The 19,422-nt window shown below is 65.1% G+C and carries 14 protein-coding genes; 5 read left to right on the top strand and 9 right to left on the bottom strand.

What is annotated here, in order from left to right; all coding sequences use genetic code 11:
- Window positions 1-3: 3 nt before the first annotated feature.
- Both H1B27_RS19135 and H1B27_RS19130 read right to left on the bottom strand, forming a co-directional pair.
- Window positions 4-990, bottom strand: a complete 987-nt coding sequence (locus H1B27_RS19135) for a phosphotransferase family protein (protein ID WP_061878133.1) — start codon at window positions 988-990, stop codon at window positions 4-6.
- Window positions 987-1,775, bottom strand: a complete 789-nt coding sequence (locus tag H1B27_RS19130) for an enoyl-CoA hydratase/isomerase (protein ID WP_061878134.1) — start codon at window positions 1,773-1,775, stop codon at window positions 987-989. The genes H1B27_RS19135 and H1B27_RS19130 overlap by 4 nt, the downstream gene beginning before the upstream one ends.
- 189 nt (window positions 1,776-1,964) lie before the next feature.
- Here H1B27_RS19130 and H1B27_RS19125 point away from each other — a divergent pair, with 189 nt between their 5' ends.
- From H1B27_RS19125 to H1B27_RS19115, 3 genes are all read left to right on the top strand, one after another.
- Window positions 1,965-2,744, top strand: coding sequence for an SDR family NAD(P)-dependent oxidoreductase (locus tag H1B27_RS19125; RefSeq protein WP_197967109.1), 780 nt, complete (start codon window positions 1,965-1,967; stop codon window positions 2,742-2,744).
- Between the two features lie 132 nt (window positions 2,745-2,876).
- Window positions 2,877-3,257 (top strand): VOC family protein, encoded by a 381-nt coding sequence (locus H1B27_RS19120; RefSeq protein ID WP_061878136.1) that lies wholly within the window; start codon window positions 2,877-2,879, stop codon window positions 3,255-3,257.
- Window positions 3,258-3,547: 290 nt separating this feature from the next.
- Window positions 3,548-4,825: an acyl-CoA dehydrogenase family protein gene (locus H1B27_RS19115; protein WP_197967108.1), complete on the top strand. Its 1,278-nt coding sequence runs from the start codon at window positions 3,548-3,550 to the stop codon at window positions 4,823-4,825.
- Window positions 4,826-4,884: 59 nt separating this feature from the next.
- Here H1B27_RS19115 and yghU read toward each other — a convergent pair whose 3' ends face one another.
- Window positions 4,885-5,760 carry a glutathione-dependent disulfide-bond oxidoreductase gene (gene yghU / locus H1B27_RS19110; RefSeq protein ID WP_197967107.1) on the bottom strand — a complete coding sequence of 292 codons (876 nt, stop codon included), beginning with the start codon at window positions 5,758-5,760 and terminating at the stop codon, window positions 4,885-4,887.
- 360 nt (window positions 5,761-6,120) lie between these two features.
- Here yghU and H1B27_RS19105 point away from each other — a divergent pair, with 360 nt between their 5' ends.
- Window positions 6,121-7,254: a nitronate monooxygenase gene (locus H1B27_RS19105; protein ID WP_197967106.1), complete on the top strand. Its 1,134-nt coding sequence runs from the start codon at window positions 6,121-6,123 to the stop codon at window positions 7,252-7,254.
- Window positions 7,255-7,370: 116 nt separating this feature from the next.
- Window positions 7,371-8,888: an acetyl-CoA acetyltransferase gene (locus H1B27_RS19100; RefSeq protein ID WP_197967105.1), complete on the top strand. Its 1,518-nt coding sequence runs from the start codon at window positions 7,371-7,373 to the stop codon at window positions 8,886-8,888.
- Between the two features lie 151 nt (window positions 8,889-9,039).
- On the opposite strand, the gene H1B27_RS19095 is transcribed toward H1B27_RS19100, so the two are convergent.
- From H1B27_RS19095 to otnI, 6 genes are all read right to left on the bottom strand, one after another.
- Window positions 9,040-10,236, bottom strand: a complete 1,197-nt coding sequence (locus H1B27_RS19095; protein WP_197967104.1) for an efflux RND transporter periplasmic adaptor subunit — start codon at window positions 10,234-10,236, stop codon at window positions 9,040-9,042.
- A complete protein-coding gene (locus H1B27_RS19090) occupies window positions 10,223-13,402 on the bottom strand; it encodes an efflux RND transporter permease subunit (protein WP_197967103.1) in 3,180 nt (1,059 codons plus the stop codon). Before H1B27_RS19090 ends, H1B27_RS19095 begins: the two co-directional genes overlap by 14 nt.
- 169 nt (window positions 13,403-13,571) lie before the next feature.
- Window positions 13,572-15,266 carry a methyl-accepting chemotaxis protein gene (locus tag H1B27_RS19085; protein ID WP_061878143.1) on the bottom strand — a complete coding sequence of 565 codons (1,695 nt, stop codon included), beginning with the start codon at window positions 15,264-15,266 and terminating at the stop codon, window positions 13,572-13,574.
- Window positions 15,267-15,510: 244 nt separating this feature from the next.
- Window positions 15,511-17,202 (bottom strand): methyl-accepting chemotaxis protein, encoded by a 1,692-nt coding sequence (locus H1B27_RS19080; RefSeq protein WP_061878144.1) that lies wholly within the window; start codon window positions 17,200-17,202, stop codon window positions 15,511-15,513.
- A 167-nt stretch (window positions 17,203-17,369) separates the two neighbouring features.
- Entirely contained in the window at window positions 17,370-18,641 is a 1,272-nt protein-coding gene (otnK, locus tag H1B27_RS19075; protein ID WP_197967102.1) for a 3-oxo-tetronate kinase, read from the bottom strand.
- A complete protein-coding gene (otnI, locus tag H1B27_RS19070; protein WP_197967101.1) occupies window positions 18,638-19,420 on the bottom strand; it encodes a 2-oxo-tetronate isomerase in 783 nt (260 codons plus the stop codon). Before otnI ends, otnK begins: the two co-directional genes overlap by 4 nt.
- Window positions 19,421-19,422: the final 2 nt, after the last annotated feature.

The raw sequence follows: 19,422 nt of genomic DNA, 5'->3' as shown, positions 1-19,422 counted from the left end.
GCGTCAGCTCCCGCGCGGCACCAAGAGCCGCAACAGATCGATCTCGGTCTCGGAGGCCCGGCGGCCGATCATGGCCCGCTCCATCGAATGGTCGGGCCCCTCGCGGAATCGCTGCATCATGCCGCCGCACATGATGCCCCAGCGCAGCGTGCCCATCACTTCCCAGAATTTCACGCGCGCCGGATCGACTTTTCGGCCCGCCGCCTCGTAGCCGGCGAACAGCTCCTGGCGTGTTCCAAAACCGCCGACCGGCTTGTCGATCTCCCCGAAGCGCCAGGAGTTGACGCAGACCCAGCCGAGATCCTCCATGGGGTCGCCGAGATGGGCGAGCTCCCAGTCGAGCACGGCACGGACGCCGTCGGCGCCGATGATGAGATTGCCGTTGCGGAAATCGCCATGCACCAGCGTGGTCTCGGCCGCGGGACCGGGATCGTGGTCACGCAGCCAGCGCAGCGCCAGCTCGAACACGGGCTTGGGCCAGTTCAGGCTGCGATAGTCGCGCTCGAATTCGGCGATCTCCTGGGTCGCGCCCCGGCTGCGCAGTTCGGGCAGCCTGTTCCGCGGCAGCCTGTGAAGGGCCGCAAGAATGCCGCCGATCTGCCGCGCCAGAAGCGGCCGCGCCGTGGCGTATTCGTCGTCGCGCAGGATCTTGCGCGCGATGGTCTCGCCCTCGACCCGCTGCATGATGAAGCCGGTGCCGAGATCGTCTTCCGGCACCAGCACATGCATCACGCGCGGTGACGGCACACCGCCCTCGTAGGCGAGCTGCATCAGCTGCGCTTCCGCGGCAAGACCCGCCGCACGCGTCGGTGCTGCGCCATAGCCCTTCGGTGAGCGACGGAGGATCGCGCCGATCGGTCCATCAGGATGCACGATATCGAAGCGCCAGGTTTCCTGGCTGGCGCCGCCCGACAGCTTGGCCGCTCCAGTGACGCCGCTCGCCCCGCTGCACCAGCGCGCGACGCTGCGGGAGAGTTCGGCCTCGATCATTTGCCCTTGAACTGCGCGGGACGCTTCTCGAGAAACGCGCCGACGCCCTCGCGAAAATCCTGGGTGTCGCCAGCACGGAGCTGGCACTGGAACTCGAGATTGAGCTGATCCTCGAAGGAATTTTCCGGGCTGTCCCAATAGAGCTTGCGGATCAGGGAGAGGGCGACGGTCGGGCCGCTAGCGAGATCGCGCGCGAGCTTCATCGCCTCTTCCATCAGTACGCCGTCGTCGTAGACGCGATTGACGAGGCCCCATTCCAGCGCCTTCTCGGCCGGCAGCCGCTCCCCCATCAGCGACAATTCGATCGAGCGCGCCCGCCCGACGAGGCGCGGCAGGAGCCAGGTCGAGCCGCAATCCGGCACGAGGCCGATGCGGCGGAAGGCTTGCAGGAAATAGGACGAGCGCGCGCACAGGATCATGTCGCCGAGCAGCGCGAAGCTCATGCCGGCGCCGGCGGCGGGACCATTGACCGCGGTGACGATCGGGCAGTGCAGATTGCGGATGCGGCGCAGGAAAGGGTGGAAGCCGGTTTCCAGCGTCAGGCCGGCCTTGGTCTTCTTCGACTGGTTGTTGCGGCCCTGGAGATTCGCACCGGTGCAGAACGCGCGGCCCGCGCCGGTCAGCACCACGCAGCGCACCTCGTCCTTCTTCTCCTCGATCGCATCGAGCGCCTCGGAAAGGCCGCCCAGCATGTCCACTGAGACCGCGTTCATCACCTCCTGATGGTCGAGCTTGAGGATCGCGACCGCGCCATCGAAATCGAGCGTGACGTGTTTGAACTGCATGGTTTCCTCGTCGGTTGCGGCCTGCGTCAGTTTCGCAGACCGGAATTACTTTTGCCGGGGCGCATATTTGATTTTTGTCGCGACCTTGTCCATGGTGATCGCAGCATGGCAAGCAATCTTGTGCGCAGCGGCTGATGCTGCGGCATGCCAGGATGACTTGCTGAGAACTTGCCAATAGCAGGGAACGCCATGAACCTCTTCGACCTTACCGGCCGCGTCGCCGTGATCACCGGCGGCAATGGCGGCATCGGGCTCGGCATCGCGCAGGCGCTCGCGGCCCAGGGCTGCAACGTCTCGATCTGGGGCCGCAATGCCGACAAGAACAAGGCTGCGGCCGCCAGCATGGCCGGCCTTGCCGGCAAGGTCGAGACCCGCGTCTGCGACGTCACCGATCCCGCGTCGGTGAATTCCGCGATGAAGGCGACACTCGATGCGTTTGGCCGGGTCGACGGCTGCTTCGCCAATGCCGGCATCGGCGGCGGCGGCCGGCGCTCCTTCATCGAGCGCACCGAGGAGGAATGGCGCGCGATGTTCGCGACGAATCTGGACGGCGTGTTCCACGCCTTCCAGGCCGCCGCGAAGCACATGACGGATCGCGCCAATGCCGGCGATCCCTTCGGCCGCCTCGTCGCGACTTCGAGTCTCGCCTCGATCTTCGGCACGGCACGCAACGAGCATTATGCCGCGACGAAGGCCGCCATCAACGCGCTGGTGCGCGCACTCGGCGTCGAGCTGGCGCGCCACGGAGTCACCGCCAATGCGATCCTGCCAGGATGGATCAAGAGCGACATGACGGCGGGGCTCATGGCCAACGACAAGTTCGTCGCCAACGTCATGCCGCGCATTCCGATGCGGCGCTTCGGCGAAGCATCCGATTTCGGCGGCATCGCGGTGTATCTGATGAGCAAGGCGTCGTCGTATCACACCGCTGATACCTTCGTGATCGACGGCGGCTATACGGCGTTTTGAGATTTCGCAGGGTGGGCAAAGGCGCTCTTGCGCCGTGCCCACCATGAGCATTTTTCGGATGTCGTGGTGGGCACGCTGCGCTTTGCCCACCCTACGGCACCTCGTCTTGTGAGCGCAGAAGGGAATGGGCAAATGTTCTCGCACGTCATGATCGGCACCAACGACTTGGACAAGGCAAAGGCGTTCTACGACCAACTGCTCGGCACGCTCGAAGTGCGGCCGGCCAGGGTCGACGGCCATCGCATCTTCTACATCACCAAGACCGGCGTGTTCTCGGTGTCGAAGCCGATCAACGGCGAACCGGCGACCTGCGCGAATGGCGGCACGATCGGCTTTGCCTGCAATTCCCCGGAGCAGGTCGACGCGTGGCACGCGGCTGGTATCGCAGCCGGCGCAAAATCCATCGAGGATCCGCCCGGCATTCGCCAGGGCCCGGGCGGCAATCTCTATCTGGCTTACTTGCGCGATCTCGACGGCAACAAGATCTGCGCGATGCATCGGATGGCGAGCTAGCCACATCCACCGCTGTCATTCGCCGCGAAGGCGGGGAATCCACTACGCCGCGGCTTCTCGATTCAATCATCGCTGTCTCGGAGTACTGGATCGCCCGCCTGCGCGGGCGATGACTGCGGAGAGTGTGGCGCGGGCGTGCCCAGCGCGCCCCTCCATTCAAACAACATTTCAAACGCCCTCACGAAATTCCATCGCATGGCATGGTGCGCGTGAAAAATGCGCGCTCGCGCTTTGGCTGCGCTGCGACTATTCTCCGGCCCAATGCGATCTCAGTGACCCCGGGAGGAACAATGACAAAACACGCCTACATTCCCCGTACCACCAACTACACCCTCAATCCCGGCGACGAGCTCAACGACCTCAGGATGTCGGAGCAGGTCCGGCCGCTCTATGACCACGTCAAGAAGTTCATCCGCGACACCGTCGAGCCGATGTCGATCGAGTTCGCCAAGGCGGGAGAAGGCAAGCAGGACCGCTGGAGCTTCACGCCGAAGCAGCTCGAGGTGCTGGAGAAGGCCAAGAACAAGGCGAAGCAGGAAGGTCTCTGGAACTTCTTCCTGCCCGATGACGAGACCGGCCAGGGCCTGAAGAATCTCGACTACGCCTATATCGCGGCCGAGCTCGGCAAGAGCCCGCTGGCCTCCGAGACCATGAACTGCTCGGCGCCCGACACCGGCAACATGGAGGTGCTGGAGCGCGTCGGCACCAAGGAGCAGAAGGAGAAGTGGCTCAAGCCGCTGCTCAACGGCGAGATCCGCTCGGCCTATGTCATGACCGAACCGAACGTCGCCTCCTCCGACGCCAAGAACATCTCGACCACCGCGAAACTCGTCGGCGACGAATGGGTGATCAACGGCGAAAAGTACTACATCTCGGGTCTCGGCGATCCCCGCTGCAAGATACTCATCGTCATGGTGAAGACCAACCCGGATGCTGCGCCGAGCAAGCAGCAATCGCAGATCCTGGTGCCGCGCGACACGCCCGGCGTCGAGGTGCTCGGGCCTATGCACGTGTTCGGCCAGGACCACGCCCCGCGCGGCCACATGCACATGCGCTTCAACAACGTCCGCGTGCCGAAGGAGAACATCCTGCTCGGCGAAGGCCGCGGCTTCGAGATCTCGCAGCTCCGCCTTGGCCCTGGCCGCATCCATCACTGCATGCGTACCATCGGCAAGGCCGAGAAGGCGCTCGACCTCATGGTACAGCGTGGCCTTACCCGCGAGGCCTTCGGCAAGAAGATCGCCCATCTCGGCGGCAACATGCAGATCATCGCGCAGGCGCGCTGCGAGATCGAGGCGATGCGGCTGATGGTGCTGAAGGCCGCCAAGGCGATGGACGTGCTCGGCAACAAGGAAGCACGCGTCTGGGTCTCCATGGTCAAGGCCATGGTGCCGGAGCGCGCCTGCAAGATCATCGACCAGGCCATCCAGATGCACGGCGCAACCGGCATTTCGCACTGGACCCCGCTCGCGGAGATGTACCAGGACGTGCGGCATCTGCGCTTCGCCGACGGTCCGGACGAGGTGCACTGGATGGTGGTGGGACGCCACGAGCTGAGCATGGCGTGATCGTCTTCTTCCCCTTCTCCCCGCTTGCGGGGAGAAGGTCCAGAGAGGCGAGAACCGCCCTACGTTGCCGCCTCGAGCTTGTCCTGCGTCCTGGTCTCGAAATCGGACGCGTCGTGGCGTTCGTGGAGCTGGCTGGCGGGATCGCCGGAGATGCGGTTAACCATGCGGCCGCGCTTCACGGCCGGACGCTTGGCGATCTGGTCGGTCCAGCGCTGCACATTCTTGTAGTCCTGCACCGAGAGGAATTCGCCGGCGCCATAGACCAGCCCCTTGGCGAGCGCGCCATACCAGGGCCACACCGCCATGTCGGCGATGGTGTATTCCTTGCCCGCGAGATATTCGTTGTCGGCGAGGCGGCGGTCGAGCACGTCGAGCTGGCGTTTGACTTCCATCGCGAAACGATCGATGGCGTATTCGATCTTGAACGGCGCGTACGCATAGAAGTGTCCGAAGCCGCCGCCGAGATACGGCGCGCTGCCCATCTGCCAGAACAGCCAGGACGTCGCCTCGGTGCGTGTCTTGATGTCCTTCGGCAGGAAGGCGCCGAACTTCTCGGCCAAGTAGAACAGGATCGAGCCGGACTCGAACACGCGGATCGGCTCCGGACCGGAGCGATCCATCAGCGCCGGGATTTTCGAGTTCGGATTGATATCGACGAAGCCGCTGCCGAACTGATCGCCGTTGCCGATCTTGATCAGCCAGGCGTCGTATTCAGCGCCCTTGTGGCCGAGCGCCAAGAGTTCCTCCAGCATCACGGTGACCTTGACCCCGTTCGGCGTCGCCAGCGAATAGAGCTGCAAGGGGTGCTTGCCGACCGGCAGCTCCTTCTCGTGCGTGGGCCCGGCGATCGGGCGGTTGATGCTGGCGAATTGCCCGCCGTTCTCCTTGTTCCAGGTCCAGACTTTGGGCGGCACGTAGGCGGGGGCGTCGGTCATGCGGGGCTCCGGGAAAAAGGATGCGTCTGCATTAATTAGCCCGTGATCGGCCGATGGCAAGCCCTCCTAGACGCATTGCCGGGCGGGGCATCTCACCGTTTCGTCATGGCAAGCTCCCTCCCCGTCATTCTGGGGCGCCCGCAGGGCGAGCCCGGAATCCATTGGGCCGCAAGGATGCTCGGAGACGTGGATTCCGGGTTCTCGCTGACGCGAGCCCCGGAATGTCAGCCTCTAGACGGCAGGCCGCAACGCCTGCACACAAGATGCCTCGCAGAATTCGGCATGTCATCGTGAGCGACGATCGGCTAGCGTCAGTTCGCTTGGCGAGCGAAAGCAACGCGAAAGCCGTCGGGAGGGATCATGAAATCGCCGATTTGCGACATGCTGGGGGTTGAGTTCCCGCTGCTCGCCTTCAGCCATTGCCGCGACGTCGTTGCCGCCGTCAGCCGCGCCGGCGGCTTTGGCGTGCTGGGCGCGACCGTGCATACGCCTGAGACGCTCGAGCGTGAGCTGACGTGGATCGATGCGCATGTGGACGGCAAGCCCTACGGCATCGACGTGCTGATCCCCGAGAACATCTCGACCGCGGGCGAGAAGGACGTCACCTGGAAGAGCCTGGAAGCGCGGGTGCCGCAAGAGCATCGCAACTATACGCGCGATCTCCTGAAGAAGTACGACATCGAACTCACCACCACGGAGGTCGCGGATGACCAGCCGCAGCCGTTCGACGCCAAGACCGCGCTTGAGCTGCTCGAGGTCTCTTTTCGTCATCCGATCCGCTTGATCGCCAACGCGCTGGGCGTGCCGCCGACGGCGATGATCGAGATGGGCAGGAAACACGGCGTCCCCGTTGCGGCACTGGTCGGCGCCAAGGAGCACGCGCTGCGTCAGGTCGCAGCCGGCGTCGACATCCTCGTGGTGCAGGGCACCGAGGCCGGCGGCCATTGCGGCGAGGTCTCGACCATGGTGCTGGTGCCGGAGGTGATCAAGGCAATCAAGAAGATCCGCGACGTGCCGGTGCTGGCGGCCGGCGGCATCATGACGGGACGGCAGATGGCGGCCTGCATGGCGATGGGCGCGGCCGGCGCCTGGACCGGTTCGGTGTGGCTTGCGACTGTCGAGGCCGAGACCACGGAGATCTTTCGCGAGAAGATGATCGCGGCCTCCTCGCGCGACGCTGTGCGCTCGAAGGGCCGCACCGGCAAGCCGGCCCGGCAACTCCGCTCGGTCTGGACCGATGCCTGGGATCGCTCGCCGGAAAGCCCCGGCGCGCTGCCAATGCCGCTGCAAAGCATCATCAGCCGCGACGCCTTCAACTCCATCGACCGCGCGGCGGCGAGTGGGAATGCGAGGGCGCGCGATCTCGTCAGCTATTTCGTCGGCCAGGGCGTCGGCCTGATCGACAGCGTCAAGTCGGCAGGCGCCGTGGTGCAGGAATTCAAGGAAGATTTTGTCGAGGCCGTCGAGCACATGAATGCGCTGGTGGCGGAGTAACAATCCCACCCGTCATTGCGAGCGCAGCGAAGCAATCCAGACTGCCTCCGCGGAAAGATTCTGGATTGCTTCGCTGCGCTCGCAATGACGAAACAACTGACATCGTGAATTGAAGCATGACAGACAAGAACAAGAATCCCGAATACCGCATTCCCGTCATCGTCGGCGTCGGCGAGATCGTCGACCGCCCGAAAGCGATCACCGAGGGTCTCGAGCCGCTCGACCTGCTCGAACAGGCGCTGCGGCGCGCCGAGGCCGATGCGGGCGCAAAACTGCTCGGCGAGGTGCAGTCGCTCGACGTCGTCAACTTCCTGAGCTGGCGCTATCGCGATCCGGAGCAGCTTCTGGCGCAACGGCTCGGGATCGCGCCCACGCATTGCTATTACGGCCCGGTCGGCGGCGAGAGCCCGATCCGCTACATCCACGAGGCGGCAAAGCGCATCGCGCGCGGCGAGTGCAGCGTCGCGGCAGTCTGCGGGGCGGAGGCGCAGTCGAGCGCGACCAAGGCAGAGCGCGCCGGCGCGAAGCTGCCATGGACCCCGTTCGCGCATGACGTCGAGGAGCCCAAACGCGGCGCGGCGTTCCAGAAGCCGCTGGCGGTCAAGCTCGGCGTGTTCCGTCCCGTCACGGTCTATCCGTTCTACGAGGCGGCCTCCTCTGCCCATTGGGGCCAGACGCCGCGAGAGGCGATGGCGGAGTCCGGCACGCTGTGGTCGCGCTATTCGGAGGATGCCGCGCAAAATCCCAATGCCTGGCTGAAGCGGCGCTATGCGCCCGAGGAGATCACGACGCCGACCGCCGACAACCGCCTGATCGCGTGGCCCTACAACAAGCTCATGGTCGCCAACCCCAGCGTAAATATGGGCGGCGCGCTGCTGCTCACCAGCCTTGCCAAGGCGCGCGCCGCGGGGATTCCCGAGGACAGGCTGGTCTACCCGCTCGGCGGCGCCTCGGCCGAAGAGCCGCGTGATTATCTTCTGCGCGACCAGTTCTACGAGAGCCATCCGCAGAACGCGGTGCTGAACGCCGTGATGGACCTCGCCGGCGGCGACGGCAGAAAGTTCGACGCGATCGAGCTCTATAGCTGCTTCCCCTGCGTGCCCAAGATGGCGCGGCGGACACTTGGCCTGGGCGCGGACGTGCAGCCGACCGTGACCGGCGGGCTCACCTTCTTCGGGGCGCCGCTCAACACCTACATGACGCATGCAGCCTGTGCGATGGTGCGGCGCCTGCGCGGCGGCGCCGAGCTCGGCCTGCTCTACGGCCAGGGCGGCTTCGTCACCAAGCATCATGCCTTGGTGGTGTCGAAGACCCCGCCGCGCGAGGCGCTGGTACAGGAGACGAGCGTGCAAACGGAGGCTGACCGCAACAGGCGCGCGGTGCCGGAGTTCGTCACCGAGGCCGGAGGCAAAGGCAAGGTCGAGAGCTTTACGGTGCTCTATGGCCGCAGCGGCGATGTCGAGCACGGCGTGGTGATGCTGCGCACGGATGACGACCGCCGCACGCTGGCGCGGATTCCGGCGACCGACGGCGCGACGCTCGCGCATCTGCTCGACATGGATCGCACGCCGGTCGGCTCAATCGGCGAGATCGCGATGGCGGCGGATGGCGTGCCGGAGTGGCGGGTGGCGTGATCTCGCTCTCGTGTCCCGGACGCGGTGCGGCATATAATGCCGCTCCGCAGAGCCGGGACTCAAAAAGGCAGCACGGCACAGAAGAAGAGATGGGCCCCGGCTCAGCAGCGCATCATTGCATGCCGCGCTGCGTCCGGGGCACGAGACCGTCTCAGCTCTTCGGTGCCTGCTTCTCGGACGCCGTTGCCGGCTTGCCCTTGGCGCCGACGACGCGGACCGCATCGCCATCCGAGAGACCATCCGGCGGGGCGGTGATGACGCGATCGTCCGGCGCGATGCCCGACGCGAGCTCGATTTCGCGGCCGAGATCGCGCGCGATCGTCACAGGCTTGAACAGCACCTTGTCGTCCGCACCGACCGTCGCCACACGCAGGCCGCTGCCGTTGAAGATGAGGGCGCTGGCGGGGATGCTGAGCGGCGCGGAATCGCGCTGGAGGCTCAGCTTCACGCTGGCATAGCCGCCGGGCATCAGCTCGCCTTTGGAATTGTCGAGCCCGAGCTGCATGCGCGTGGTGCCGGAGGCGACGTCGACGGCCTGCGATGAAGCCTCCACCGTCGCCTGAAAAGTCCGGTTGGGATATTCCGGCAGCGTGATGATCGCCTTGGCCCCGATCTTGATCGCCGGCACGTAGTTCTGCGGCACGTTGACGTAGACGCGCAGCTTGGTGATGTCCGAGATCACGAACATCGCCGGGCCCGAGCCGCCGCCGGCATTGATCAGCGCGCCGACGTCGGTGTCGCGCGCGGTGACGACGCCGTCGAACGGCGCGGTGATCTTCTTGTAGCCGGCGAGCGCTTCCAGCCGCTCGACATTGGCCTGCCCCGAATTGACGGCGGCCTTCTTGTTGGAAAGGTCGGCAGTACGCTCGTCGATCTCCTGCGCGGAGACGAAGTTGGAGGCGACCAGCGTCTTGCGCCGGTTCAGCGTTGCCTCCGACAGCCTGGCGCTGGCCTGCTGGCTGGCGAGGTCGGCGCGGGCTTGCAGCAGCTGCTGATCGAGGTCGGGCGCCTCGATCTCGGCAATCACCTGGCCGGCCTTGACGCGCGCGCCGATGTCGGCGCTCCACCTCGTCAGGTAGCCCGACACGCGCGCGAAGATCGGGGCGCGGTAGTAGGCTTCCAACCGGCCCGGCAGCTCGATGGTGGCATTGAGGTCCTTGGCGTTGGGCAGCGTCACCGCCACGCTGGGAATGGCCTGGTCGTCGGTCCATTCTTTCAGCTTGGAGCCCTGCTCCTCGCGGGCTCTGATGCCGGTGCCCACGACGAGGCCTGCCGCAATCAGCGCCACCACGCCGAAGATGCCCAGTTTCCGGTGCGAGACCGGGGAGCGGGGTTCAGTGGGCGACATGCGGAGTCTCCAATGAGGCGGCGGCTTCGGCGCCCTGTTTCTTGTGAACCATGCTGAACACCACGGGAACAAACATCAGCGTGGCGAAGGTTGCAAAGATCAGGCCGCCGATCACGGCCCGGCCGAGCGGTGCATTCTGCTCGCCGCCCTCACCCAACCCGAGCGCCATCGGCGCCATGCCGATAATCATGGCGAGCGCGGTCATCAGCACCGGGCGGAACCGGACGAAGCCGGCTTCGAGCGCGGCGGCGATGGGATCGCCGAGTTCCTCGTAGCGCTCGCGGGCGAAGGAGATCACGAGCACGCTGTTGGCGGTGGCAACGCCCATGCACATGATTGCGCCGGTGAGCGCCGGCACCGACAGCGTGGTCTCGGTCATGAACAGCATCCAGACGATGCCGGCGAGCGCGGCCGGCAACGCGGTGATGATCACGAACGGGTCGGACCAGGACTGGAAGTTCACGACGATCAGGAAGTAGATCAGCACGACGGCCCCGAGCAGGCCGAACAGCAGGCCGGTGAAGGCGCTGTTCATGGTCTGCACTTGGCCGAGCAGCACCACGGACGAGCCCTTCGGTACCTCCCTGGCGGTGTCGGCGATCAGCTGGCGGATGTCGGCGGCAACCGCGCCGAGATCGCGGCCCGAGGTCGTGGCAAATATCTGCACCATGGACTGGATGTCGTATTGCGAGACCACGGCGCTCGAGGTCGAGCGTTTGATGTCGGCGATGCCGCCGAGGATCGGCGACTGCGCATTGCTGGCCGCGGTGATCGGCAGGGTCTGCAGCGCACTGAGCGAGTCGATCTGGTATTGCGGCGTCTGCATCACGATCGAATAGGACACGCCGTTGTCGGGATTGAGATAGTAAGTCGGCGCCACCTGCGAGGAGCCGGCGAGATTGACCACGAGGCTGTTGGTGACGTCGCGCTCGGTCAGGCCGACATATTGCGCGCGGGTGCGGTCGACATCGATGTTGAAGGTCGGGTTGTTCGGCGACTGCTGGATGCGCGCATCGGCAACGCCGGGAATCTTGCGGACCTTCGCCAGCAGGCTGTTGGCATAGGCGAAATTCGCGCTGACATTGGCGCCGCGGATTTGCAGGTCGATCGGCGCCGGCGCGCCGAAATTCAGGATCTGGCTGACGATGTCGGCCGGCAGGAACGCAAAGCTCACGCCTGGAAACAGCCGCGGCAACTGCTCGCGCAGCACGCGGACATGCTCTTCGGTCGGCTTGTGGCCTTCCTTCAGCTTGATCTGGATGTCGCCGTCCTGCGGGCCGATCACACCGGTGTTGTTGTAGGTCATGTTGATGCCGGAGATCGGCATGCCGATATTGTCGGTCATGGTCTCGATTTCGCCCGGGATCAGCTTGCGCACCGCCTTCTGCACGTCGGCGAGCTGGTTCGCGGTCTCCTCGACGCGGGTGCCGACCTGGGTGCGGACGTGCATCAGGATGTTGCCGGCATCGACGGCCGGAAAGAAATTGCGGCCGAGGAACGGCACCAGCGCGAACGACGCGCCGACGACGCAGATAAAGCCGATGACGAACACCGCCCGGTGCGCCAGCGCCAGGCCAAGGAGGCCGCGATAACCACCACGGATGCGCTCGAACCGCGCCTCGAAACCGCGCTGGAACCAGACCAGCGGATTGCGCGACTTCGGTGGCCCGCCCTCGTGATGGACATGCGCCTTGAGCAGATAGTTCGCCATGGTCGGCACCAGCGTGCGCGACAGGATGAACGACCAGATCATCGCGAACATCACGGCTTCCGCCATCGGCACGAACAGGAAGCGCGCGACGCCGGTCAGGAAGAACATCGGCACGAACACGATGCAGATGCACAGCAGCGAAACGAAGGCCGGCGTCACGATCTGGTTGGCGCCGTCGAGGATGGACTGCTCGACCGGCTTGCCCTGCTCCAGATGGTAGTTGATGTTCTCGATCGTCACCGTGGCATCGTCGACGAGGATACCGACCGCGAGTGCGAGGCCGCCGAGCGTCATGATGTTCAGCGTCTCGCCGATCGCCGACAGCATGATGATGGCGCCCAGAACCGACAGCGGGATCGAGACCGCGATGATGATAGTCGAGCGCCAGCTGCCGAGGAACAGCAGGATCATTACGCTGGTGAGGAGCGCCGCGATCACGCCCTCGAACGCGACACCCTGGATCGCGCCGCGGACGAACACCGACTGATCACCGATGAAGCCGATCTTCAGTGCGTCGGGCAGCTGATCCTTGACGTCGATCACCTTCTGCTTGATGCCGGCGATGATATCGAGCGTCGATGTCGCGCCCGCCTTCAGCACCATCATCAGCACGGAGCGGTTGCCGTCGACATGAACGATGTTGGTCTGCGGCGGATTGCCGTCCCGCACGGTGGCGACGTCGCGCACATAGACCATGGCGCCGTTGACGGTCTTGATCGGCAGATTGCCGAGCTCGTCGATCCGGAGCGGCGAGTTGTTGAGCTGGATGTTGTACTCGAACTGGCCGATCTTCTGGGTGCCGACCGGTGTGATCAGGTTCTGGGCGGCCAGCGCATTGGCGACGTCCTGGCCGGAGAGGCCGCGGGCCTGGAGCGCTGTAGGATTGAGGTCGATCTGGACCTGGCGCTGCTTGCCGCCGAACGGATAGGGAATCGCCGCGCCCGGCACCGTGACCAAGGGCGTACGAAGCTGGTTGATGCCGATATCGGCGAGATTCTGCTCGGTGAGCCCGTCGCCCGACAGCGCCACCTGAATGATCGGCACGGTGGACGCCGAGTAGTTCAGGATCAAGGGTGGCGTCGCGCCCGGCGGCATCTGCTTGAGCAGCGTCTGCGAGATCGCGGTGACCTGGGCGTTGGCGGTGCGGATGTCGACGTTGGGCTGGAAGAAGATCTTGATGATGCCAAAGCCGTTGTAGGAATTGGCGACGATATGCTCGATGTCGTTGACCGTGGTCGTCAGCGCGCGCTGGAACGGCGTGGTGATGCGGCCGGACATCTGGTCCGGCGGCAGGCCTGTGTACTGCCAGACCACGCCGATGACGGGGATACGGATATCCGGGAAGATGTCGGTCGGGGTTCGCAGCGCCGCGAGCGGTCCGATGATCAGCAGCAGCAGCGCCAGTACCACGAATGTATAGGGCCGGCTCAGGGCAATACGGACCAGAGCAATCATGCGCCAGGCAATTCCAGGTCAAGCGAGGATATGGAATCCGCCCCCACGGCGATCCCCTTCCTCCTTTACCTGAGCACCGCCGGAAACGCTAACCCCCGGCGGCTATCCCGCATTCACTTCCCTGCTACCGCACTGCGAAACCGACATCGCAGCCATGCGGCCGCGCGCCTCAGGCGGCGCGGACCGAGTTCAGGAACTTGCCGACCTCGAGCTTGAGGCGGTTGGAGTCGCGCGACAGCATCTGCGCCGCAGTCAACACCTGCGACGACGCCGAGCCGGTTTCGGAGGCGCCGCGCTGGACGTCGCCGACATTGGACGACACCTGCTGCGTTCCCCTGGCCGCCTCCTGAACATTGCGGGCGATCTCCTGGGTTGCTGCGCCCTGCTGCTCCACGGCCGCGGCGATCGCCGAGGCGATCTCCGACAGACGCGCGATGGTGCCGCTGATCTCGCCGATGGCGCTGACGGAATCCTGCGTCGCCGCCTGGATGCCGCCGATCTGCTGGCCGATCTCGCCGGTGGCTTTGGCCGTCTGCTCGGCCAGCGCCTTGACCTCGGAGGCTACCACCGCGAAGCCGCGACCGGCCTCGCCCGCCCGCGCCGCCTCGATCGTGGCATTGAGCGCCAGCAGGTTGGTCTGGCCGGCAATCGCGTTGATCAGTTCGACGACGTCGCCGATCCGCGATGCGGCCCGCGACAATTCGCTGACACGTTCGGTGGTCGCGTGGGCCTGACTGACCGCCTCGCTCGCAATCCGGGAAGAATCCTGCACCTGCCGGCCGATCTCGCGCACCGAGGAGGACATCTCTTCGGCGGCCGAGGCCACCGAATGGACATTGGTCGACGCGGCTTCCGAGCCGGTTGCGACCGCCGTCGCCAATTCCTGCGCCCGGCCCGCGGTCGAGGATAGCGTCGAGGCCGAGGCCTCGAGCTCGGTCGCCGCCGACGACACGGTCTCGACGATCTCGCCGATCGCTGCCTCGAAGCCGTTGGCGAGCTTGGTCATGTCGGCCTTGCGTTGCGCCTCGGCGCGGCGCTGCACCGCCTGCACCTCGTCGCGACTGAAGCGGATGATGGTTTGCACGGTCTGAAGGTTGCGCAGCGCCTCGCCGATCTCGTCGTCGCGCTCGATCACGATGCGGTTGTCGAACTTGTCCTGCACGAGGTTGATCAAGGTGTCATTGAGCTGCCGCATCGGCCCCTGGATCGCTCGCATGGTTGCAAGGCCGGCGAAGCCGACGGTGGCGGCGCCGACGACAGCCAGCAGCGACAGGATCAGACCGGCCGAACCGCCGGTGGAGAGGGCCCCGCCGATGCCGAGTGCAAGCATGAACAGCGCCTGGAGCACCATCGTCGTGACCAGGCGGGCCTTCAGCGTCCCGGTGAAGATGCTGAAGCGGTCGAGCAGCGAGCGGCGACGGATGATACCGGCATCGATGCGATAGCCGTGCGGCTTCTTCTCGCGGATCGCAGCGTAGACCTCCTCGGCGAGCTTGCGCTGGTCGGCCGGCAGCCTGGTGCGGATCGAGGTATAGCCTTTGACCTGACCATTCTCGCGGATCGGTGAGGCCGTCGCCAGCACCCAGTAGAAGTCGCCGTTCTTGCGGCGGTTCTTCACTGCGCCGAGCCAGGGCTTGCCGGCCTTCAGCGTGTCCCAGAGATTGTCGAACGCCTCCGGCGGCATGTCGGGGTGGCGGACGATGTTGTGCGGCTGGCCCATGAGTTCCGCCGACGTGAAGCCGGCAGCGGCAATGAAATCCTCATTGAAGTAGGTGAGCTTGCCCTTGAGATCGGTTCGCGAAACGATCAGCGTCTCGTCACTGACGGGATATTCGACGGCCGTGACCGGAAAATTCTTGCGCATCGGATTCCCCAAAAAGACCGGTTCAGTGTGAAATCATTCCAATGGGAACCTCGCCCCTTGCTGGGCTGCCCTCGCCCAACATTCGTGAATCCGGTTTAACCATCCATGAAACGGCGCGCCCGTAAGATTACTGGGAAAGCCTCGGACGCCTCCTTCAAACGACATCATGCTACCGAAAAAAATGAGCGGCGCTTTCGGCGCCGCTCATGGGTTTGATGGATGGGTTTGATGGATGGACCGCGGTTTACGCCGCGCGGACGTTGGTCAGGAACTTGCTGACCTCGGTCTTGAGCCGGTTCGAATCGTTCGACAACATCTGCGCTGCAGACAGCACCTGCGAGGAGGCCGTGCCGGTCTCGGTGGCGCCGCGCTGCACATCGGTGATGTTCGACGACACCTGCTGCGTGCCCTGCGCCGCCTGCTGCACGTTGCGGGCGATCTCCTGGGTCGCGGCCCCCTGCTCTTCCACCGCGGCAGCAATCGCGGAGGAGATCTCCGACAGACGCTCGATGGTCGAGGAGATCTCCTTGATGGCGCCGACCGAATCGTTGGTCGCGGCCTGGATGCCGGAAATCTGCTGGCCGATCTCTCCGGTCGCCTTCGCGGTCTGCTCGGCGAGCGCCTTCACCTCGGAAGCGACCACGGCGAAACCACGGCCGGCTTCGCCCGCGCGCGCCGCTTCGATGGTGGCGTTGAGGGCCAGGAGGTTGGTCTGGCCGGCGATGGTGTTGATCAGCTCGACGACGTCGCCGATGCGCGCGGCGGCCTTGGAGAGCTCGCTGACGCGCTCGGTGGTGGCGCGCGCCTGGCCGACGGCATCGCCCGCCATCCGCGCCGATTCCTGCACCTGGCGGCTGATCTCGCCGACCGACGAAGCCATCTCTTCGGTCGCCGAAGCGACCGATTGCACGTTGGTCGAGGCTTCCTCCGAAGCGCCGGCTACCGTGGTTGCCAGCCGCTGCGAGCGGTCCGCGGTCGTAGTCAGCGTCGAGGCGGAGGCTTCGAGTTGAGTCGAGGCCGACGACACGGTCTGAACGATCTCGCCGATCATCGTTTCGAATTCGCGGGTGATATTGTCGACACGGCGGCCGCGCTCGATCTTGGCTTCGGCGTCCGCCGCGGCGGCTTCGTCGGCGGCCTTCTTGGCGATCAGCGCCTCCTTGAAGATCTGGAGCACGTCGGCCATGGCGCCGATCTCGGTCTTCTCGCCGCGGTGGGGGACCTCTGCGGAAAGGTTGCCCTTGCCCAGCGCCTGCATCGGTTCGATGATCGAGTTGATGCCGCTGGAGACGTCTCGGACGAGATAGAAGCTGAGCCCAAGGCCGATCACGACAGCGGCGCCGAGAATGACCGAGACCAGCATGAAGGCATAGGCGTAACTGTCGGCAGCATCCTGAGCGGCCCGATCGCCGCCCTTGGTGTTGAGCTCGATGTCCTTGTTCAGGACCTCGTCGGCCTGGAGCCCGATCTTGTTGACGGTCTTGGAGTTGAGCTCCTGCGCCTCGCGCGGGAGCTTGCCGGCCTCCTTGCGCGACAACGCCATGACCTCCTCGGTGCCCTTCTTGTAGTCATCCCAGAGCTTGGACCATTGGCTGTAAAGCGCCCGCTCTTCCGGGGAGGTGATCATCGGCTCGTACTTGGCGCGCACCTTGGCGAGCGCTTCGGTCACGGTGGCTGCGGTCTTCTCCGTCGCGAGCTTGTCGTCCAGCGACTCGGCAAGCATGTGCTGGCGAACCACGTTGCGGTAGGTGATGACGCTGGCACGCAAATCCCCGATTGTCCGCACGCTAGGCATCCAATTCGTGGTGATGTCCACGGTGCTGGCGTTGATCGATCGCATCTTCATGACGGCAAGCAGGCCCATGCCGGCCATCGCAACCAGCAGGAATGCCACGACACTGATGATCTTGGTGCGGATGGAGAGTTTGGCGAACATAATCGGGTCTCGCTGTATTGGCGCCGGCGCGCGTCGGAATTCTACGAATCAACCAAAGGGAGCAGCGCCGACATCCAACACCAGAGCACTTGTGCAGATGTTAACGACGGCTCCATGCGAGCACGGAGCCCGAAAGAAATGAACAGGCAGCTAAAAATGCTCTGCGCTCAGCGCATGAGCCTAAGTGCGTCGGAGAAAAACTCTGCTCCGCCGAAATTTCCGGACTTAAGAGCGAGCAGCATGTCGCTTTCGGCACCCACCGCGCGCAGCACCGGAACGCCTGCGGCAATTTCTACTCCCACGAGAAATCCGGGAATCTTCAACCGATCGACAACGGCCCCGGACGTCTCGCCGCCGGCAACTATCAGTCGCCGGACGCCCGATTTTACAAGGCTCTCTGCAATATCGGCCGTCGCCTGCTCGATGGCATGGCCTGCGGCGTCGCGACCGTGGCGTGCCTGCAACGCGGCGACCTGATCCGGTGTCGAGCTCGATGCGATCAGCACTGGACCCTCGGCCAGTCGCGGTGCTGCCCAGCCCAGCGCGCGCTGCACTTCATCTGCCCCCGCAATGATACGATCCGGATCGAGATGAAGCACCGGCATGATGCGTTCGGCATTGGCGATCTGCTGAAGCGTCGCCTGCGAGCAACTCCCGGCAAGGCAGGCCGCCAGCCCGCCGACCGGAGCGCCTGCATCACTGGTTGCCGCTGCCTTGACCCTTCCAGTCGATACCAGAGCCCGTGCGAGCCCAAGGCCGATGCCCGAGGCGCCGACCGACAGCCGATGTTCGGCGGCGACGAGACCTATGGTCTCGAGATCGCGGTCGAAGACGGCGTCGATGATCGCGGCGCCGATGCCCTTGCCCGCGAGCTCGGCCAATCGCGCCCGCACGGCCTCCGCGCCGCGTGCGACGGTGGCGAGGTCGACGAGACCGGTCTGCGTCCCGCTTTGACGCGCGAGCACACGCACCAGGTTGGAATCGTGCATCGGGTTGAGCGGGTGATCTTTCAGCGGGCTCTCGTTGAGCGGCACGGCACCGACGAACAGGTTGCCCTGGTAGACGGTGCGGCCGGTCTCGGGGAACGCCGGTGTCACCAGCACGACGGCTTCGCCGCAATCGGCCCGCAACGCGTCCATCACCGGGCCGATATTGCCGGCGTCGGTGGAATCGAAGGTCGAGCAGATCTTGAACAGCACGTGGCGCGCGCCACGGCCACGCAGCCACGTCTCCGCCGCGCGCGAGCGCGACACCGCGAGGCCGGCCTCGATCGAGCGGCTCTTCAGCGACACCACGACGGCATCGACTTCGGGCAGCGCGAGATCGTCGGCGGGCACGCCGATGGTCTGCACGGTGCGCAGGCCCGCGCGCGTCAGCGTGTTGGCGAGATCGGAGGCGCCGGTGTAGTCGTCGGCGATGCAGCCCAACGCAAGTGTCACGACTTCACTCCAGCGTAAGGCTTGAACCAGGTGAGCCCATCGGTGGTCTTGCCGCGCGGATTGTACTCGCAGCCGACGAAGCCGGCATAACCGAGCCGGTCGAGCTCTGCGAACAGGAACGGATAGTTCAGCTCCTCGCCGTCGGGCTCGTTGCGTGAGGGGATGCTGGCGATCTGGATGTGGCCGACGATCGGCATCATCTCGCGCAAGCGCATGGTGACGTCGCCGTGGATGATCTGGCAGTGATAGATATCGAACTGGAGCTTCAGGTTCGGAAGCCGCAATTCCTGGATCAGGTCGCGCGCGAAGCCGAAATCGTTGAGGAAGTAGCCGGGCACATTGCGCGCATTGATCGGCTCGATCACGACGTCAATACCGTGCGGAGCGAAGAATTCCGCGGCCCAGGCCACCGACTTGTAGAACGCCTCGATTGCCACGCGTTCGCCGCGATTGGCGATGCCGGCCATCAGGTGCAGGCGCTTGACGCCGGTCGCCCTGGCATAAGGCAGCGCCGTCTCCAGGCTCGCCTTGAGATCGTTGAACCGCGAGGGCAGCGCCGCAAAGCCCTTCTCGCCGGCGTTCCAGTCGCCCGGCGGCAGGTTGAACAGCGCCTGGGTCAGACCATTGCGCTGGAGCCGCTCGCCGATCGCTTCCGCCGGATGCTCGTAGGGAAAGAGAAACTCGACGGCGGTGAAGCCGGCCTGCGCTGCGGCGTCGAAGCGGTCGAGGAACGGCACCTCGGTGAACATCATCGAGAGATTAGCGGCGAAACGGGGCATTG

The organism is Bradyrhizobium diversitatis (genome assembly GCF_016031635.1).
In the GTDB taxonomy this organism is placed as follows: Bacteria; Pseudomonadota; Alphaproteobacteria; order Rhizobiales; family Xanthobacteraceae; genus Bradyrhizobium; species Bradyrhizobium diversitatis.
Note: the sequence above shows the minus strand (reverse complement) of the source record. Positions and strands in the feature narration are given on the sequence as shown.